This is a genomic window from Cupriavidus sp. 05N38 (genome assembly GCF_056397345.1).
The window spans coordinates 77,112-96,785 of sequence record NZ_JBFTNF010000038.1 but is presented as its reverse complement, the minus strand read 5'-3'; the positions used below and the strand labels follow the sequence as shown (position 1 = coordinate 96,785).

Below are 19,674 nucleotides of genomic sequence, written 5' to 3'. Positions count from 1 at the left end.
CTGCTCCTTCTGGGGTGAAATGTGCGAGTGCGGGATTATGCGCCATGCGCAGGTTTCTTGGTCCGCAATGGAAGGGGCGCTTTTCCCGGCATTCGCCGGGCTCGCCCCGCAGCCCTACCCCGGGGCGGCGGACCGGGCAAGGCCCCAGGCGAGGCTCTTTGCCCATGCGCGCGCCAGTCAGGCGCGCCGTCCGGGCGGCCCGGCGCGGCGCCTGTCCTCGCGCAGGTCCGACCACTCGAACAGGCAGGCCAGCAGCAGATAGACGCAGGCCACTGCCTCGGCGCGGAACAGCGGCGTGGTTTCGGCATGCACCGGCATGGCGCCGGCCACGCTGCACAGGACCAGCAGCAAGGCCAGCCACCAGCCCTTGAGGCGGCCGTTAAGGATGGGATCGACGCCGAACACGGCGGCGTTCAGCCACAGCCAGCCGGCCACCGCCAGCCACGGCTCGCTCGCCAGATCCCACTGCATCTGCGCCAGCAGCAGCATGGCGCCGACCGCCAGCGCGGCGCACTGCCCTTGCAGCAGGCGGGCGCGGTGGCGCTGGCGCAGCCAGGCGCGCGCCGGCAGCACCAGCGACAGGTTGGCGCCGGCCAGCAGCAGGCCCAGCGCAAACGCCAGCGTATGCGCGAACGGCGCGAACAGCGGCACCGACAAGACCATGTACATGCCGCCGATGGTCAGCGCGCCGGCCACGCCGATGCGCTGCAGCGCGGGCAGGTAGAGCAGCGCGAAAGCGGCCAGCAGGGCATACAGCTCCACGCCGATGAACCATGCGTAGAGCGACGGCAGCGAGCCGGCGAACATGGCAAAGCCGCCGATCACCACGTAGAGGCCGAACCAGCCCCACTGCACGCCTGGCAGCGACCGCCAGCGCGCCAGCCGCACCGTGACGGATTGCTGCCAGACCCGCACGTACCAGGCCCAGGCCAGCATCGGCGCCACCAGGCTGGCGCCGCACACGGCGAGCGCCAGCCACGGCGCCACGGTATCGTGCCCGGCGCGTTCCTCCTGCCGCACCACGATCATCAGCACCACGCTGGCCAGGATGGCGCCGATCCACAGCGCATGGAACAACTGCCCCCACGACAACAGCGGCCGGGATACCGCCTGCTCCCAGGCCGCCAGCACCGCCTCGTCGAAATGGTAGTGGCGTGTCTGCGGCGTCTTCCAGCGCAGTTGTTCGAGCAGGGCCTGCATGTCCTTGACGAAGCCGCCGCGCATCAGCGCTTGCCGGCGGATGCGCGCGGGCGGCGGCGCCAGAAGCGCCTGCGCCGCCGCCGAGCCCTTGGCGTAGGTGCGGAAGTAGCTGAACTGCCGGTCCGCCAGCGCGCGTGCGACCGCCTGCTGGGTCAGGGCGCGGTCGCGCCGCGCCAGGTGATCGGAAGCATCTTCCCAGCCGAAGCCTTCGAACAGCGCGGTGCGCGCCGCGGGACTGGCATCGTCCCGGGCGCAGTAGCGCAGCGCCAGCCACTCGAAGCGGTCGCGCGCTTCGATGCTGACGAAGGCATCGTCCTGCAGGCAGCGCTGCAGCGCCTCGCCGACCGGCAGCGATTGCGCGGCCAGTTCACCGCGGTCGAGCCCGGGGTAGCGGCCGCCGGCCGGCGCGGGCGGAAAGCTGGCGCGCAGCCGCTCCCACATTGCAAGGGCCAGCTCGCCCGCATCGGGCAAGGCCCGGGCCGTCTGCGGGCGCTGCGGGTCCGCCTGCACGGCGGGCGGCAGCACCTGGCCGATTGCCGGCAGCCTGCCGCGCACGGGCGAGGCGGGCGAAGTCAGCGGCGAAGCGATCGCGGCGGGCCCCGGCTCTCCGGCGGGCGGGGCAGGCGGGGCAGGCGGGGCAGCGGCGCCCGGGTCGGGCACGGCGCCGGCATCTTCGTCCTGCGCATGGTGGCGCGCCCACTCGAGCGCGAATTCATAGGCGGCGCGCAGCGCCTGGAACGCCTGCGCGTCCTCGTCGGGGCGCGTGACCTTGAGGCGCGCGGCATAGGCCGAGCGGATGCGGCGCGTATCCGTGGTCGGCGCCAGTTGCAGGACTTGCCAGTGCATTGTTCGGATCGGGCCGGTAGCGAAGCGTGGAGAGGGGACGAGCCGGGATCAGTCCCAGAGTTGCGTGTCGAGTCCGTCGAGCAGGCGCCGGATGGGCGCGCGCAGCGTGCGGATGCGCTCGGTATCCTGCGCGTCCAGCGCGGCCTGGAATTGCGCCAGCGCGCCGCTGATCTGGTCGCGGTCGCGGCCCAGGCACTGCTGGTAGAGCCGGTCGGCGCGCGCCACCAGTTGCGCGTTCTCGGCCTGGTCGCGCGGATGGATCTTGATCTCGGCAAGCGCCGCCAGGCGCTCGCCCACTTCCTCGTCGCTCAGCACGCCGGGGTTTTCCTGGATCACGATGCGGTGCGTGGCGGCGGTGGCGAGCACGGTGGCCTGCACTTCGAGGATGCCGTTGACGTCATAGGTGAAGCGCACGTCCACGCCCGACTCGGCCGCGCTGATGCGCGGCAGCGGCACGGCGATCTCGCCGAGGAAGACGTTCTCCGCCACCATCCGCCCCTCGCCCTGGAAGACGCGCAGCGCCAGCATCTCCTGCTTGTCGGCCAGCGGATGGATGCGTTCCACGCGGCTGACCGGCACCACCGAGTTGCGGTCGATCACGGGCTGGTAGTGCCCGTGGGAAAACGCCTCCGGGCCGACCCGCTGGCTGGTTTCGATGCCCAGCGAATAGGGTGCGACATCGGTCATGACCACTTCGTCCAGCGCCGCGTCGCGCGCCTTCAGGCCGGCCTGGACGGCCGCGCCGAGCGCCACCACCTCGTCGGGATTCAGCTCGGTCACGGGAAAGCGGCCGAACATGCGGCTCACCAGCCTGCGCACCATCGGCATGCGGGTGGCGCCGCCGGCCAGCACCACGCTGTCCAGCTCGGCCGGCCGGATGCGTGCGTCGCGCATGGCCTGCTCGATGGGCTTGCGCAGCCGCTCCAGCAACGGCGTGCTCAGTTCGGCAAAGACTTCCTGGGTCAGCGACATGGTGAAGGTGCGGTCCTCCCAGGTCACGGCCATGTCCGCGCCGGCGGCGTCGCTGAGCGCGCGCTTGGCACCTTCGGCGGCGTGGCGTACCCGCTCGCGCAACTGCGCCGGCCAGCGCTCGGGCTGCGCCTCGCCTTCCTGCACGCCGCCGGCGCTCAGTCGCGCATCGAGCCCGCTGTCGCGGCTGAAGCGGCGCATCAGCGCCGCGACGAAGTCCTCGCCGCCGAGGAAGTTGTCCCCGGCCGAGGCGCGTACTTCCATCACGTTCTCGAACAGTTCCAGCACAGAGACGTCGAAGGTCCCTCCGCCCAGGTCGAACACCAGGAAGCGGCTTTCCCCGTTCTGCTGCAAGCCGTAGGCCAGCGCGGCGGCGGTCGGCTCGTTGAGCAGGCGCTCCACGCGCAGCCCCGCCAGCTCGCCCGCCACACGCGTGGCGCGGCGCTGGGCGTCGCTGAAATAAGCCGGCACGGTGATCACCGCTTCGCTGACCGGCGCGCCGAGCCAGGCTTCGGCATCGGCCTTCAACGCGCGCAGCAAGAAGGACGAGAGTTCTTCCGGGCGATAGCGCCGCTCGCCCAGCGGGGTCGCGCGGGCGGTGCCCATGTAGCGCTTGAACAGTGCCGCGCTGTGCGCGGGATGGGTCAGCAGGCGGTCGCGCGCGGCCTCCCCGACGACGACCGCGCCGTCGTCCAGCACGCTCACGCACGAGGGCGTCAGGCGCTTGCCGAGAGAGTTGGGAATGATCTGCGCCCGTCCATCGCGCCAGACCGCGACCAGGCTGTTGGTGGTGCCGAGATCGATGCCGATGATGGTGTGCTTGTCGTGGTCCATGTTTCGTTCTGGCTGGTGGCGACGCATCCTTTGCGCAGCAAGCGCAACATTAATCGGCAACGGGGAAAGAATGGGAACGGCGCCGCTTCCTTGTTGCGCCCGCGAGACATCGGCTGCCCCGCTGGCGTGCCGCCAAAAGAAAACGCCACCCGAAGGTGGCGTTTCCGCATGGCGCTGGCGAAGGCTTACTTGCCGCCGACCGTCTCCAGCACGGTCCACTTGCCGCCGACCACCTTGTAGACGGTGATGCCGCCGTCCTTCAGGTCGCCGCGCGCGTCGTAGGCCAGGGCCTTGGTGGTGACGCCCTGCATATTGGTGGCGGCCAGCACCGGCAGGTAGCGCGCCGGATCGGCCGAGCCGGCCTTGACCATGGCGCTCATCATCGCGGTGGCGCCGTCATAGGCGTACGGCGAGTACGTCTGCACCTTGCCGCCGAAGYGCTTCTCGTACTTCTTCTCGTAGGTGGCGCCACCGGGCATCTGCTCCAGCGGCAGGCCGGCCAGCGACACCACGGTGCCATCGGCAGCGGTGCCGGCCAGCTTCAGGAAGTTGTCGGTCTTGGACATTTCGCCCGACACCAGCGGCGACTTCATGCCGAGTTCCTTGACCTGCTTGGCCATCGGCGCGGATTGCGTCTCGGCGCCGCCGTAGAAGATCACGTCCGGGTTGCTGCGCTTGATGTTGGTCAGCACGGCCTTGAAGTCCACCGCCTTGTCGTTGGTGTATTCGCGGCGCACGATCTTGCCGCCGGCGGCGCGGGCGGCCTTCTCGAACTCGTCGGCCAGGCCCTGGCCGTAGGCCGTGCGGTCGTCGACGATGGCGATGTTCTTGGCGCCAAGCTTCTTCACCACGAAGGCGCCGATCACCGAACCCTGCTGGGTGTCGGAGGTCATCATGCGGAAGGTGGTCTTGAAGCCTTGCTTGGTGTATTCCGGCGCGGTCGCCATGGCGATCTGCGGAATGCCGGCGCGGTTGTAGACCATCGAAGCCGGGATGCTGGTGCCGGAGTTGAAGTGGCCGAGCATGCCCTGGATGCCGCCGTCCACCAGCTTCTGCGCCACCACCGAGCCAGTCTTGGGATCGGCCTGGTCATCTTCGGAAAGCAATACGAACTTGACGTCCTTGCCGCCGATCTTGGGCTTGGTGGCGTTCATTTCCTCGATGGCGAGGATCACGCCGTTCTGCATGTCCTTGCCGTATTGCGCCTGGCCGCCGGTCATGGGCGCGGCGAAGCCGAGCTTGATTTCCTGGGCCTGGGCAAAGGCGGCCGAGCTGGCGCACACGCCGGCGATCGACAGGGCAACGGTCAGTGCCGTCTTGTGGAAAGTCGAGTTCATCAGTTCTCCTTGGTGGCTTTTCGATAGCCTTCTTGCTGCGTTTTTGGACGCGTCCGGGTGCGGCGCGAAACGCTTCCCGATTTCACATACGCAAGGCGCGCGGGATCGCCGCTGCCTCGCGTCTCTTCGATCAACGCCCGGCCGGTCAGCCGATCGTCATCAAACTGGCATTGCCGCCCGCCGCCGCCGTATTGACGGAGAGCGAACGCTCGATCAACAAACGCTCGATGGCCACATTCGGTTCACCGTGCGCCAGGCCCTGGACCGAAATGATCGGGCCGGCGCGCGTGGCCAGTTGCTCGCTCACGGCGCGCAGCTGGTCGGAATCCCCGTGGTGCAGCACGGCATCGAATTCGGTGTCGCCCGCGGCCCAGTCGGGCACCAGGCGGACGCGCGATTGTACTGCCTTCGGCAGGCGCGCCGACAGCGTGCGCGCCATCGGGCTGTCCGGCCAGACCGCGCGGCTGCCGGCAGCCAGCACGGCCGCCAGCTGCATGGCCAGGTCGGCCTCCTGCTGGGCCAGGCACAGCACGGCCGCGCGCGGCAGCAGCGTGTACGTGTTGCGCTCGCCGGTGGGGCCGGGCAGCGTCACCGACAGGCCGGCCGGCGAGGCGGCGGCGAAGCGGTCGCACGCCGCGCCCAGCCCGGGCAGCGCGGCGCTCTCGCGCGCGGCCCATTCCTTGAGCATGCCCAGGGCATCGGTCATCGCCGCGCGCACCGGGCCGGGCTCGCCGGCGCCGTTCAGCACGTCCGAGGCGCGCACGGCGCGGGCCACGGCGTCCTGCGGGCAGACCGACAGCAGGCGGTGCAGGTAGAGCGGGCCGCCGGCCTTGGGGCCGGTGCCGGACAATCCTTCGCCGCCGAACGGCTGCACGCCGACCACCGCGCCGACCACATTGCGGTTGACGTAGAGGTTGCCCACTTCGGCGCGCTCGACGATATGCGCGATGGTCTCGTCGATGCGCGTATGGATGCCCATGGTGAGGCCGTAGCCGGTGCCGTTGATCTGGCCGAGCAGCGCGTCCAGGCCGGCGCGCTGGTAGCGCACCACGTGCAGCACCGGGCCGAATACCTCGCGCTGCAGCTCTTCGATGCTGTCGAGCTCGATCAGGGTGGGCGGCACGAAGGTGCCGTGGCGGGTGGCGGCATCCGCGGCTTCGCTGCGCTCGGCCTGGTGGATGCGGCGACCCTTGGCGCGCATGGCTTCGATATGGCGCAGGATGTTGTCGCGCGCTTCTTCGTCGATCACCGGGCCGACGTCGGTGGACAGGCGGTCGGGGTTGCCGATGGCGAGTTCGTTCATGGCGCCCTTGAGCATGGCCAGCACGCGGTCGGCCACTTCCTCCTGCAGGCACAGCACGCGCAGCGCCGAGCAGCGCTGGCCGGCCGAATCGAAGGCGGAGTTGACCACGTCGCCCACCACCTGCTCGGCCAGCGCCGAGGAGTCGACGATCATCGCGTTCTGCCCGCCGGTTTCCGCGATCAGCGGCACCGGGCGGCCGGCGGCGTCCAGGCGCCCGGCCACGCTGCGTTGCAGCAGGCGCGCCACTTCGGTGGAGCCGGTGAACATCACGCCCTTGACGCGTGCGTCGCCCACCAGCGCGGCGCCGACGGTCTCGCCGCGGCCCGGCAGCAGTTGCACGGCGCCGGCCGGCACGCCCGCTTCGCGCAGCAGGCGCACGGCCTGCGCGGCGATCAGCGGGGTCTGCTCGGCGGGCTTGGCCAGCACGGTATTGCCGGCGGCCAGCGCGGCCGCGACCTGGCCGGTGAAGATGGCCAGCGGGAAATTCCACGGGCTGATGCAGACCACGGGGCCGAGCGGGCGGTGCGTGTCGCTGGAGAAGGTCTCGCGCACCTGCGCCGCGTAGTAGCGCAGGAAGTCCACGGCCTCGCGCACTTCGGCGATGGCGTTGGAGAAGGTCTTGCCGGCCTCGCGCATGATGACGCCCATCAGGGACTGCATCTGCGCTTCCATCAGTTCGGCGGCCCGCTCCAGCGCCGCGGCGCGCACGTCGGCCGGCGTGGCCTGCCAGATCGGCGCAGCCTTGACCGCGGCCTGCAGCGCGGCTTCCACTTCGGCCATGCTGGCTTCGGTGACATGCCCGACGACGTCGCGCAGGTCGGCCGGGTTGCGCACCGGCACCGGCTGGTTCGCTTCCGAGCCGGGCGCGGCTTCGCCGCCGAGCAGCGGCGCCGCGGCAACCGCCTCGCTGGTCCCGGCCAGCAGCGCCGACGACAGCGAAGCCAGGCGATGCTCGTTGGACAAATCGATGCCGGCGGAATTGGCGCGCGACTGGCCATACAGCTCGCGCGGCTGCGGGATGCGCGGGTGCGGCAGGCCGAGGCCGCCCTCCTCGGCATGCATGCGCTCGACCACGGTGACCGGATCGGCCACCAGTTCATCCAGCGAAATGGTTTCGTCGGCGATGCGGTTGACGAAGGAGGTATTGGCGCCGTTCTCCAGCAGGCGGCGCACCAGGTAGGCCAGCAGCGTCTCGTGCGTGCCCACCGGGGCGTAGATGCGGCACGGGCGGTTGAACTTGCCGTCGGCCAGCGGCCCGACCACCTGGTCGTACAGCGGCTCGCCCATGCCGTGCAGGCACTGGAACTCGTACTGGCCGGGGTAGTAGTTGTGGCCGGCGATCTGGTAGATCGCCGCCAGCGTATGCGCATTGTGGGTGGCGAATTGGGGGTAGATCACGTCCGGCACCGACAGCAGCTTGCGCGCGCATGCCACGTAGGACACGTCGGTGTAGACCTTGCGCGTGTAGACCGGATAGCCCTCCAGGCCGTCCACCTGGGCGCGCTTGATCTCGCTATCCCAGTAGGCGCCCTTGACCAGGCGGATCATCAGGCGGTGGCGGCTGCGGCGGGCCAGGTCGATCAGGTAGTCGATGACGAACGGGCAGCGCTTCTGGTAGCCCTGCACGACGAAGCCGATGCCGTTCCAGCCGGCCAGCTCGGGCTCGAAGCACAGCCGCTCGAGCAGGTCCAGCGAGATCTCCAGGCGGTCGGCTTCCTCGGCGTCGATATTGATGCCGATGTCGTACTGGCGGGCCAGCAGCGTGAGCGACTTGAGGCGGCCGTACAACTCGCTGACCACGCGCTCGTGCTGGGCACGGCTGTAGCGCGGGTGCAGCGCGGAGAGCTTGATCGAGATGCCGGGGCCTTCGTAGATGCCGCGCCCGCGCGAGGCCTGGCCGATGGCATGGATGGCCTGTTCGTAGGACGCCAGGTAGCGCAGCGCGTCTTCCTCGGTCATGGCGGCTTCGCCGAGCATGTCGTAGGAGTAGCGGAAGCCTTYGKCYTCSWRCTTGCGSGCGTTSGCSAGCGCYTCGGMAATGGTYTCSCCGGTGACGAACTGCTCGCCCATSAGGCGCATCGCCATGTCCACGCCCTTGCGGATCAGCGGCTCGCCGCCCTTGCCGATGATGCGGGTCAGGGCCTTGGACAGGCCGGCTTCGGTGTGGGTGGCAACCAGGCGGCCGGTCAGCAGCAGGCCCCAGGTGGCCGCGTTGACGAACAGCGACGGGCTCTGGCCCAGGTGCGACTGCCAGTTGGCGCCGCTGATCTTGTCGCGGATCAGCGCGTCGCGCGTGGCCTTGTCCGGGATGCGCAGCAGCGCCTCGGCCAGGCACATCAGCGCCACGCCTTCCTGGGACGAGAGCGAGAATTCCTGGATCAGGCCCTGCACCAGTCCTTCGCGGCCGGTGCCGACCTTGCGCTCGCGCAGGCGGGTGGCCAGCGTGCGGGCCATCGCGAGCGCGGCCTCGGCCTGCTGCTGCGGCAGCCGGGCCTGCTCGAGCAGCACGGGCACGCACTCGGTCTCGGGGCGGCGGTAGCCGGCAGTGATCGCAGCGCGCAGCACCGACTGCGGCTGCACGCTCTGGGCGAACTCGAGGAATGGCTGGGGCGCGCCCTCGCCCGCCGCGTCGAAGCCATCCGCGCCGTCCGCCGCGCCATCCGCCGGCGTGCCGGACGCGCCGGCCTCGGCCGGCACATGGCCGCGCTCGACCTGCTCCAGGTACGTGAAGATAGCCTGCTTGATCAGCCAGTGGGGCGTGCGGTCGATCGACTGGGCAACGCGCTTGAGGCGCTCGCGGGATGCGTCGTCCAGCTTGACGCCGAGGGTGGTGGTGGCCATGCGCTTGATTCTCCGAAGGATGCGGATGCAAGGCGCCCGATCTCCCGGATACGCCTGCCGATGGGCGCGATCATACTCCGCGGGAAACCGAAGGTGCAACTAGGTACAACCACTCATTCTGAATCCGGATGCGGGTTGCACCCAACCCGTCGCCGCGCCGGCCGTCAACGGTGCTCAAATACGAAGCGGGTCGATCTCCAGTTGCCACCGCACGCCCTTCGCATCGGCCAGCGCGTCACCGAAAGTTTGCACCCACTCGTCCACAAACCGCTGCAATGCGGCCCTTGAGGTACTTTCCACCAGCATCTGCGCACGCTCGCGGTTGGCCACGCGCACCATCGACATCGGCACCGGGTCGTGGAGTTGCACCTCAGGCGCCAGGCGGCAGGAGTCGGCACGATTGCGGGCGCTCTGCAGGAAGGCCAGCGCGCGCTCCAGCTGGCCGTGCTCGGCCGTGACGAGCACCTGGTACGCGAACGGGGGCAACCCGGCCTGGCGCCGCTCGCGCAACTGCGCGGCAGCGAATCCATCATAGTCATGGCGAACCAGTGCCTGCAATGCCGATGCATCCGGATAGCGGGTCTGGATCAGCACCTCGCCGGCCAGCCCGGCGCGGYCGGCACGGCCGGCCACCTGCATCAGCGAGGCGAACAGGTGCTCGGCCGCGCGGAAGTCGTGGCTGAACATGGCGGCGTCCGGGTGCACGATGCCGACCAGCGTCACACGCTGGAAGTCGTGCCCCTTGGCGACCATCTGCGTACCCACCAGGATGTCCACCTCGCCGGCATGGACCTCGTCGAACATTGCCTGGGCGCTGCCTTTGCGGCGCGTGGAGTCCGCGTCGATGCGCGCGATGCGGGCCTGTGGAAAACGTGCCGCCAAGGCTTCCTCGATCCGCTGCGTGCCGCGCCCGAGCGGCGCAATATCCACATCACCGCAGTCCGGACAATGATGGGGCACGGGCGATTCCAGCCCGCAGTGGTGGCAGCGCAGCCGGCGCTCGGGCCGGTGCAGCACCAGGTAGGCGGAACAACGCGGGCAACCCGACAGCCAGCCGCAACTGCCGCAGGCGAGCACGGGCGCGTAGCCGCGCCGGTTGAGGAACAGCAGGCTCTGCTCGCCACGCGCCAGGCGGGCCTCGATGGCGCTCAGCAGCGGCACCGAGAGCCCTTCGAAGAGCGCGCGCTGGCGCTGGCGCTCCTGGTTCAGGTCGACCAGCCGCACTACCGGCAGCGCCGCGTCGGCCTGGGCGCGCTCGCGCAGCACCAGCTTGCGGTAGGCGCCCTGCTCTGCGCGCCACCAGGTTTCCATCGACGGCGTGGCCGAGCCCAGCACGACGGCGATGCCGAGCTGCTTGGCACGCCAGATGGCCAGGTCCCGCGCGGAGTAGCGCAGGCCCTCCTGCTGCTTGTAGGAGGTGTCGTGCTCCTCGTCCACCACGATCAGGGCGAGATGCGGCAGCGAGGCCATCACCGCCATGCGGGTGCCGAGCACGATGCGGGCCTCGCCCCGGTGCGCGGCCAGCCATTGCAGCGTGCGCTCCTGGTCAGCCAGGCCGCTGTGCAGCACCGCCAGCGGCAACTGCGGGAAGCGCGCGGCGATGCGGCCCTGCAATTGCGGCGTGAGGTTGATTTCGGGCACCAGCATCAGTACCTGCGCCTGCGGGTCGCGCGCCAGGGCTTCGGCCATGGCGTGCAGGTAGACCTCGGTCTTGCCGCTGCCGGTCACGCCGTGCAGCAGGAAGGGCGCGAAGCCCTGCGCCTGGCTGATCGCCTCCACGGCCGCGCGCTGCTCGTCGTGCAACGGTGGCGCGACCGAAGGTTCGCTGTCGGCTGCAATGTCCAGCAGCGGCTGGTCGGCGTGGCTGGCGCTGACCCAGCCGGCCGCCGTCCATTCGGCCAGGCGGGCCGGGGCGGCGCTGCACAAGGCACGCGCCTCGGCCGCGGAAAGTGCCGCACCCGCCCCGGCGGCGGCCACCAGGGCCTGCGCCAGGGCCAGCACGGTGCGGGCACGCGCCGGCACGGCTGCCAGCAGGGCCGGCTCGTGGCCCGGTATCAAGCGGTAATGCTCGCAGCGGGCCCGTAGCGCCAGCCGCGGCCAGCTCTCGGCCTCGCGCAGCCCCGGGGGCAGCGCCGGGAGCATGACCTCGCCGAGACAGCGGTGATAGTAGAGCGAGGAGAACCGGGCCAGCGCGATCCAGTGCGCGCCCAGCGGCGGCAGCCAGTCGAGGCGCTGGGCGACAGGCCGCAGCCGATCGGGCGGCACTTCGGAATGGGCCGAACGGGCCACTGCCACGCCGACCATCAGGCGGCGCCCGAAGGGCACGGTCACCAGGTCGCCAGGCTGGATCTCCGGCGGGGCGAGATAATCGAAGACATCGTCGGCCGGCGTATCGAGCGCCACCCGCACGATGGCAAGCGGCGCGTCATCGGCGGCAGATGACGCTTCCGGGCCGGAGGCGGGGAGTGTCGGGGCGTTCACGCCCTGGCTCCGGCGCGCAGCACTGGGTACGGCCCAGATTGGGGCAAGGCGGCGGGCAAGCTGGCCCAATGCGGGTGCAAGGCAGCGCTGGGCCGCTTTCCAGACAAATTAAGTGTGCGGCGCAGCATCAACTTAAAGTAACGCTTCAAATGTGCCCCTAAGTCGATGATAGATGGCCGCTTTTCCCGCTGGCGCGCAGTGCCTGTGGATAACTTTGTTGAAAACTCGTCCGGCGTTCCCGCCAAGCCCCGTAAATCAAGGCTCCCACTGGCATTCCGGCGTCAGCCTGATCAGATGCAATTCCTTTTAAATCAAGGACTTGCGAGCCTCCCTCAGATGAGTTAAGGACTAACCCGCTCTTGCACTGCGGAAAACCCATTGATGTGCATAAGTCAAGCCTTGACAAGCGCGAACCGGCACCGAAAGAGCGAAAAATTGCAAAATAGTTTACTTGACAGCGCTTCGTGCCAGCCTCCCGCGCCACCCGGCTTCGGGAACGCGCCGCAGGCGTCACGCTCGCTGCGCCGCACAGCCGCCGCCGCCCGGCCGGCGGCGGGGCGTGCACCACGTATCACCCCGCGCTGGCCCGCAGCTGGCGGCTGTAGCGATGCACCTCGTCCACCAGCACCGTGACATTCTCAGGCGGCGTGAACTGGGAGATGCCATGGCCGAGGTTGAACACATGGCCGTCGCTGCCGCCGCCGGCGGCGTAGCTGTCGAGCACGCCGCGCACCTGCGTGCGGATGGCGGATTCCGGCGCGAACAGCACATTGGGGTCGATATTCCCCTGCAGGGCGACCTGGCCGCCGGTACGGCGGCGCGCCTGCTGCAGGTTGACCGTCCAGTCGAGTCCGAGCGCGTCGGCCCCGATGCCGGCCAGTTCTTCCAGCCACAGGCCGCCGCCCTTGGTGAAGACGATCACCGGCACTTGCTGGCCGTCTTGCTCGCGCTTGAGCCCGGCCACCACCTGGCGCATATAGGCCAGCGAGAACGCCTGGTACATGCCGTCGGCCAGCGTGCCGCCCCAGGTATCGAACAGCATCACGGCCTGCGCGCCGGCCTCGATCTGTGCGTTCAGGTAGGCGGATACGGCGCGCGCGTTGATCTCCAGGATGCGGTGCATCAGGTCCGGGCGGCTGTACATCATGCTCTTGACGGTGCGGAAATCCGAAGAGCCGGCGCCTTCGACCATATAGCAGGCCAGCGTCCAGGGGCTGCCCGAAAAGCCGATCAGCGGCACGCGCTGGCGGCCGTCCTGCACGAGCGCACGCCGGATCTCGCTGACCGCGTCGAACACATAGCGCAGCGAGGCCATGTCGGGCACCGCCAGCTTCATCACGTCGGCTTCGGTGCGCAACGGACGGGCAAAGCGCGGCCCCTCGCCCTGCGCGAACGACAGGCCCAGGCCCATGGCGTCAGGCACGGTGAGGATGTCGGAGAAGAGGATGGCCGCGTCGAGCGGGTAGCGCTCGAGCGGCTGCAGCGTCACCTCGGTGGCATAGGCCGGGTCCTTGGCCAGCCCGAGAAAGCTGCCGGCGCGCGCGCGCGTGGCGTTGTACTCGGGCAGGTAGCGGCCGGCCTGTCGCATCAGCCACAGCGGGGTGTACTCGGTAGGCTGCCGGCGCAGTGCGCGCAGGAAGGTATCGTTCTGCAGTGCGGTCATGGTCATCCTCGTAAGACCGCCATTCTACGGGATGCCCGCGCCGCGTTCCTCCCCGCCGTGCGGCGGCGTCGGCGCATTTGCGTCAAATGTCGTCCGCCAGTTCCTTGAAGGCCTGCGCGGCGCGGCGCATCCATTCGCGCGCGCGCGGCACATCGGGCTGCAGGCGGGCGAAACCATGCGTCATGCCACTGGCTTCCAGCGTGATCACGGCTGCGCCGTAGCGCACCAGGTAGTCGGCGTAGGCCAGGCCGTCGTCGCGCAGCACGTCATTGGCCGCCACCACCACCACGCTGGCGGGCGGCAGGTGCCTTGGCGCCGCGCCCATGAGGTGGATGCGCGTGTCTTCGATGGCGGCGCCCGCGGCGAGTTGCTCCGCGCCGATGAACTGGGTCCAGAACCAGGCCATTTCGTCACGCGTGAGGCCAGGGCCGTCGGCAAAGGCGCGATAGCTCTCGGTGGCAAGGGCCGGCGCCGTCACCGGATAGATCAGCAGTTGGGCGTTGACCAGCCCGGGATGTCCGTGCGCGTTCGCCCAGCGCGCCGCCTGCGCCGCCAGGTGGCCACCGGCGCTGTCGCCGGCCACGGCCAGGAAGCGGGTATCGAGGCGCAGCCGCGCGCGTTGCTCGGCGAACCAGAGCAACGACTGCAGCGCGTCGTCGCACGGCGCGGGAAACGGATGCTCCGGGGCGAGCCGGTAGTCGATGCTGGCGACGGCGCAGCCGGTATCGGCAGCCAGCAGCGCCGCCACGGTGTGATGCGTCTCGTGCGAGCCGACCACCCACCCGCCGCCATGGAAGTAGACCATGAGGCGCGGCTCCGTCACGCCCTCCGGGCGGTACAGGCGTGCCGCCAGCGTACGGCCGGGCAGCGCGATCTCCAGATCCGTGACGACGAGGCCTTCGGGGTCCGGCACCAGCGAAGTCGCTGCGATTTCGGCGAAGCGGGCGCGACGGCCCGCGGCATCGGCCGGCGCGGGTTGGCCGGCATAGCGCTCGGCAAGCCGGCGGTAATAGTCGAGGAGCTGGGGATCGATGGCCATGGCTGGGTCGGACGGGTTGATGGGGTCGCGGCGCAAGGCGCCTGCAACCCCGCAGTGTAGCGGCGTTCGCGCCTTCAGGCGTCCGCGTGCATCAGCTCGATCTTGGCGCAACGGTCCTGCACCGCGAGCAGCCCGGCGGCTCGGGCGCGGGCGAAGGCCTCGTCGTTGACGATGCCGAGTTGCAGCCAGACGCCGCGCGCACCGATGGCGATGGCGTCGTCCACCACCGGCGGCACGTCGTCGGCGCGGCGGAAGATGTCCACCCAGTCGATGCGCTGCCCTTCGGCGGCCAGTGCCCGCGCCGCGTCGGCCAGGCTGGCATGGCAGGTCTGCCCCAGGATACGCGCGCCGGCATGGTTGGGATTGACCGGCACGATGCGATAGCCGCGTGCCTGCATGAAGGCGGCCACTTCGTGGCTGGCGCGGGCCGGGTTGTCGGACAGGCCCGCCACGGCGACGGTCTTCATCGCCAGCATGTCCCGGATGGCTGTCTGCATCTCGCTCACGTCTGCGTTTCCTTCGGTTCGGGTTGGGGGGATTCTTCGCGGCTTGTGCCGGGCGGGCGGGCGCAGCCGCCCAGCCGAGCAAACGGCACCGCCACCTGGTAGGCGCCCTGTGCGAACGGTCCCACCGCATAGGGTGCATAGTGCAGCACCAGCCCGCCGCGGTACAGCGTATAGGGAGTGCGGTCATCGCGCAGCGCCTGGTCGTCGAGTGCGCCGCGCTCCGGGTGGGCCGCGCCCTGCTGCGTCAGCGACGCTTGCAGCTCCGCGTTGAGCTTGCGCACGCAGCCTTTGCCTCCCAACAGGTCGGCGAGCCGGATTGGCGCATAGGCGGGCCGGCCGTCCCTGCCGGCATCGTTGCGCCACGTTGCGCCGGCGTAGTCCAGGCTGCCGTGCGCACCGCCGCTGTAGCGCCAGGTGGTACGCAACAGGCTGACCGCATCGGCATCAAGCCTGACGAGTTCCACCGCGCTACGGCATTCCAGCTCGCCCTCGCCGCAGCCGCTGGTACGCAGGGAGGCGATCAGCGCGTCGATGTCCTGCCGACCGGTTTCGGGATAGCGTTCTGCAAGGCGCGCCCCCGCCACCTCCGCCTTGTTCTCGCGATAGACTGCCTTGCGCGTCAGCACGAGCTGGCGCGCGCTGCCATCGGGACTTGTCCACAGCCCGTTGGCGGTGTGCCTGTCGGCAGAGAGCGTGCCCTCGAAACGGGCGCCATCGCTTGCTTCGGCGGAGTCGAGGGAGGGGGGGAAAGCCGCCTGCTCGCGCAGGCTCAGGGCGCCGCCCGATGTCAATTGGCCATCCAGCTGGCGAGGGATGGCCGAGAGCATTGAATCGTAACGAACGGTTCCGTCGACTATATCGGTCCCGGCGCGTGGAAATATCGTCAGCGATACCTGCTCGCCACCGCCGAGATCGCCCTGCCAGAAGGAACCGGCGAGCGTGTGCGGGCTGTCCGCGCGCGCCACGCCGCTTGCCGCCGGCGCGCCAGCGACAAGCCCCGCGAGGCCAAGCTGCACAAGGGCATTTCGTACCTGGGCGCGGGGGCGGCGGGAAACGGGAAAGACAGGAAAGGCGGAAAAGGACGGCATGGCAATCGGCGGCCAGACCGCGAGGCGGATGGCTGGGTCAGCGAAAGCAATGGGACTGGCGTGGTCCGGCGATGTTCCCGCTGCGATGCAGCAAAACGGCCGATATGAGATTAAAGAGGCTTATTTGGCTGACATTTCGGTTACGGCGTTTTCAACTTCTTGCAAACCGATACATTTTGTTACTGCCATCCCCAAAAGTTTCCCCCACAATGCTTTAACACAATCAGTTTTTTGTGAAGGCGTTCCCTCCCCCAAACAGAAAGGGAGGGCGTCGTGAAGAAAGCCTTTAGGAAGCATTCCCACCCAGATTGACCGGATCGCAGGCGACGCCTGCGGTCGGTGTACCAGGTTGAGATTGTTGGCGCGCTCCGTTTCCGGCTGGTTGGATCGTCTGATTGCGATCGGTACCGCCTGACCGGATGCCTGACCACCTTGCCGTATGGAAAGTGGCTGGCGCCTGTTGGATGACCTGGACCTTACCCGTTCCTTCGAATTGACCCCTCGAAGGGCTTTTCCCGTCCGCGCGGAGCCTCCCCGGCCCGCGCGCTTTTTTTTGGTCTGAGCCGACAGAATAGTCGCAGGCTCATGAAAAAGGCAGCCTTGCGGCTGCCTTTTTTCTCGCCACTGCCAAAAAACAACAGGCGGGGCGAGACTGCCTTTTCTCAGCGCTTGCGACGCAGGCGCGCGATGGCTGCCAGTTGCGCAGTAGCCACAGCCAGCTCRCCCTGCGCACGTGCCAGGTCGAGATCGCTGCTCTGGTTCTGCATCAGCTCCTCGGCGGCGCGCTTGGCTTCCTGCGCCTTGGCTTCGTCGAGGTCGCCACCGCGGATCGCGGTGTCCGCCAGCACGGTGACGTGCTTGGGTTGCACTTCGAGGATGCCGCCGGCCACGAACACGAACTCTTCGCTACCGTCTTCCTTCTCGATGCGCACTGCGCCCGGCTGGATACGCGTGATCAGCGGCGTATGGCCCGGCAGGATACCCAGCTCGCCCGACTCGCCCGGCAGTGCCACGAACCTCGCCTGACCGGAGAAGATCGACGATTCGGCGCTGACGACGTCTACAAGAATGGTTGCCATGTGAATTCCTTTGTCCCTGAAAGCTTCGGCTTCCCGTTGCCAGGAAGCAAGTATTCCGCCCTTGGGGCCGAGCGTGACCCGCCTCGGACATTGTGCTGTCCGGGGCGGGCCGCCGCTACGACGCCCGCAGGCGAAAGACGCCGCTTACTGGAGCTTCTTGGCCTTCTCGAAGGCTTCGTCGATCGAACCGACCATGTAGAACGCTTGCTCCGGCAGGTGATCGCACTCGCCGTCCACCAGCATCTTGAAGCCACGGATGGTTTCCTTCAGCGGCACGTACTTGCCCGGCGAACCCGTGAACACTTCCGCGACGTGGAAGGGCTGCGACAGGAAACGCTGGATCTTACGAGCGCGCGACACGGCCTGCTTGTCTTCCGGCGACAGTTCGTCCATGCCCAGAATCGCGATGATGTCGCGCAGTTCCTTGTAGCGCTGCAGCGTTTGCTGCACGCGACGGGCCACGTCGTAGTGCTCCTGACCCACCACTTGCGGGTCGAGCTGACGCGAGGTCGAATCGAGCGGATCGACGGCCGGGTAGATACCCAGCGCGGCGATGTCACGCGACAGCACGACGGTCGAGTCCAGGTGCAGGAAGGTGGTGGCAGGCGACGGGTCGGTCAAGTCATCCGCAGGCACGTACACGGCCTGGATCGACGTGATCGAGCCGGTCTTGGTCGAGGTGATGCGCTCTTGCAGCTTGCCCATTTCCTCGGCCAGCGTCGGCTGGTAACCCACTGCGGAAGGCATACGGCCCAGCAGTGCCGACACTTCGGTACCGGCCAGCGTGTAGCGGTAGATGTTGTCGACGAAGAACAGGATGTCACGGCCTTCGTCGCGGAACTTCTCGGCCATGGTCAGGCCGGACAGTGCCACGCGCAGACGGTTGCCCGGCGGCTCGTTCATCTGGCCGAACACCATGGCCACCTTGTCGAGAACGTTSGAGTCCTTCATTTCGTGGTAGAAGTCGTTCCCTTCACGGGTACGCTCGCCCACGCCGGCGAACACCGACAAACCGCTGTGCTGCTTGGCGATGTTGTTGATGAGCTCCATCATGTTCACGGTCTTGCCGACACCGGCGCCGCCGAACAGACCCACCTTGCCACCCTTTGCGAACGGGCACACCAGGTCGATCACCTTGATGCCGGTTTCCAGCAGGTCCACGGAAGGCGACAGTTCGTCGAACTTCGGGGCCTTCTGGTGGATCGCGCGCAGTTCTTCCGAAGCGATCGGGCCGGCGTCGTCGATCGGACGACCCAGCACGTCCATGATGCGGCCCAGGGTGCCCTGGCCAACCGGCACCGAGATCGGCGCGCCGGTGCTCTTCACTGCCATGCCGCGGCGCAGGCCGTCCGACGAACCCAGGGCAATGGTACGCACCACGCCGTCACCCAGCTGTTGCTGCACTTCGAAGGTCAGGCCCTTCTCGGCGAACGAGGCTTCGTTGCTCTCTTCCAGCACGAGCGCGTCGTACACCTTCGGCAGCGCGTCGCGGGGGAACTCGATGTCCACCACGGCGCCAATACACTGCACAATATTTCCGATACTCATTTCGTATCTCCGATAGCTTGAATACTTGACGCCTTAGACGGCTGCGGCACCGCTGACGATTTCCGACAGTTCCTTGGTGATCGCTGCCTGACGGGTCTTGTTGTAGACCAGTTGCAGTTCGCCGATCACGTTCTTGGCGTTGTCGGATGCCGCCTTCATGGCCACCATGCGCGCCGATTGCTCGGACGCCATGTTCTCGGCCACGGCCTGGTACACCAGCGCTTCGACGTAGCGGACCAACAGTTCTTCCACCACGGTCTGGGCGTCGGGCTCGTAGATGTAATCCCACGAGTAGGCGCGCTTTTCATCTTCGGTCTGGGCAAACTTGTCGGCGGGGAGCGGCAGCAGCTGCTCCACCATCGGCTCCTGTTTCATCGTATTGATGAACTTGGTGTAAGCCAGGTACACGGCATCGACCTCACCATTGGTGAAAGCGTCGAGCTGGACCTTGATCGCGCCGATCAGTTTTTCCAGATGCGGGGTGTCACCGAGCTGCACCACGTGCGAAACCACCTTGGCGCCGACGCGGCCCAGGAACTGCATGCCCTTGGAACCGATGGCGGTGCTTTGCACCTGCACGCCGCGGTTCTGCAGCTCACGCAGCTCATTGGTGACCGCGCGCAGCACGTTCGTGTTCATGCCACCGCACAGACCCTTGTCGGTCGTCACCACGATCATGCCGGCGCGCTTGACTTCGCGTGCCACCATGAAGGGGTGCTTGAACTCGGGGTTGGCCGAAGCCAGGTGCGCCGCGATATTGCGCACTTTCTCGGCATAGGGACGGGCGTTGCGCATCCGTTCCTGCGCCTTGCGCATCTTGGACGCGGCGACCATCTCCATCGCCTTGGTGATCTTGCGCGTGTTTTGCACGCTCTTGATCTTGGTTCGAATTTCTTTCGTTCCGGCCATATCTTCCTCTCCATTCGTGCCGCGCCGGCAC

The 19,674-nt window shown here is 68.4% G+C and carries 13 protein-coding genes; 1 reads left to right on the top strand and 12 read right to left on the bottom strand.

What is annotated here, in order from left to right; translation table 11 throughout:
* Positions 1–177 precede the first annotated feature (177 nt).
* The 9 genes from AC1DK4_RS25355 to AC1DK4_RS25315 form a co-directional block, all read right to left on the bottom strand.
* Positions 178–2,046 carry a hypothetical protein gene (locus AC1DK4_RS25355; protein ID WP_441612898.1) on the bottom strand — a complete coding sequence of 623 codons (1,869 nt, stop codon included), beginning with the start codon at positions 2,044–2,046 and terminating at the stop codon, positions 178–180.
* Positions 2,047–2,094: 48 nt separating this feature from the next.
* The gene (locus tag AC1DK4_RS25350; RefSeq protein WP_441612897.1) at positions 2,095–3,849 is read right to left on the bottom strand and encodes an Hsp70 family protein; all 1,755 of its coding nucleotides are present in this window, start codon (positions 3,847–3,849) and stop codon (positions 2,095–2,097) included.
* Between the two features lie 185 nt (positions 3,850–4,034).
* On the bottom strand, positions 4,035–5,186 hold the full coding sequence (locus AC1DK4_RS25345) for a branched-chain amino acid ABC transporter substrate-binding protein (RefSeq protein WP_477131850.1): 1,152 nt from the start codon (positions 5,184–5,186) through the stop codon (positions 4,035–4,037).
* Positions 5,187–5,331: 145 nt separating this feature from the next.
* Positions 5,332–9,330: a trifunctional transcriptional regulator/proline dehydrogenase/L-glutamate gamma-semialdehyde dehydrogenase gene (putA, locus tag AC1DK4_RS25340; RefSeq protein WP_477131849.1), complete on the bottom strand. Its 3,999-nt coding sequence runs from the start codon at positions 9,328–9,330 to the stop codon at positions 5,332–5,334.
* A 174-nt stretch (positions 9,331–9,504) separates the two neighbouring features.
* Entirely contained in the window at positions 9,505–11,811 is a 2,307-nt protein-coding gene (locus tag AC1DK4_RS25335) for a primosomal protein N' (RefSeq protein ID WP_477131848.1), read from the bottom strand.
* 571 nt (positions 11,812–12,382) lie between these two features.
* Positions 12,383–13,480, bottom strand: a complete 1,098-nt coding sequence (gene hemE / locus AC1DK4_RS25330) for a uroporphyrinogen decarboxylase (RefSeq protein WP_441612893.1) — start codon at positions 13,478–13,480, stop codon at positions 12,383–12,385.
* A gap of 76 nt (positions 13,481–13,556) precedes the next feature.
* The gene (locus AC1DK4_RS25325) at positions 13,557–14,513 is read right to left on the bottom strand and encodes an alpha/beta hydrolase (protein ID WP_441612892.1); all 957 of its coding nucleotides are present in this window, start codon (positions 14,511–14,513) and stop codon (positions 13,557–13,559) included.
* Positions 14,514–14,587: 74 nt separating this feature from the next.
* The gene (locus tag AC1DK4_RS25320; protein WP_441613050.1) at positions 14,588–15,010 is read right to left on the bottom strand and encodes a CoA-binding protein; all 423 of its coding nucleotides are present in this window, start codon (positions 15,008–15,010) and stop codon (positions 14,588–14,590) included.
* 5 nt (positions 15,011–15,015) lie between these two features.
* Positions 15,016–15,984: an RsiV family protein gene (locus AC1DK4_RS25315; protein WP_477116283.1), complete on the bottom strand. Its 969-nt coding sequence runs from the start codon at positions 15,982–15,984 to the stop codon at positions 15,016–15,018.
* 121 nt (positions 15,985–16,105) lie between these two features.
* On the opposite strand from AC1DK4_RS25315, the gene AC1DK4_RS25310 reads away from it, so the two are divergent.
* Complete coding sequence (locus tag AC1DK4_RS25310) at positions 16,106–16,384, top strand: hypothetical protein (RefSeq protein ID WP_441612890.1); 279 nt, start codon at positions 16,106–16,108, stop codon at positions 16,382–16,384.
* 385 nt (positions 16,385–16,769) lie between these two features.
* Here the strand turns inward: AC1DK4_RS25310 and AC1DK4_RS25305 are convergent, their stop codons facing one another.
* From AC1DK4_RS25305 to atpG, 3 genes are all read right to left on the bottom strand, one after another.
* Positions 16,770–17,186, bottom strand: coding sequence for a F0F1 ATP synthase subunit epsilon (locus AC1DK4_RS25305; RefSeq protein ID WP_441612889.1), 417 nt, complete (start codon positions 17,184–17,186; stop codon positions 16,770–16,772).
* A gap of 144 nt (positions 17,187–17,330) precedes the next feature.
* Positions 17,331–18,734 (bottom strand): F0F1 ATP synthase subunit beta, encoded by a 1,404-nt coding sequence (atpD, locus tag AC1DK4_RS25300; RefSeq protein ID WP_441612888.1) that lies wholly within the window; start codon positions 18,732–18,734, stop codon positions 17,331–17,333.
* A gap of 33 nt (positions 18,735–18,767) precedes the next feature.
* On the bottom strand, positions 18,768–19,643 hold the full coding sequence (atpG, locus tag AC1DK4_RS25295) for a F0F1 ATP synthase subunit gamma (RefSeq protein WP_441612887.1): 876 nt from the start codon (positions 19,641–19,643) through the stop codon (positions 18,768–18,770).
* Positions 19,644–19,674 lie beyond the last annotated feature (31 nt).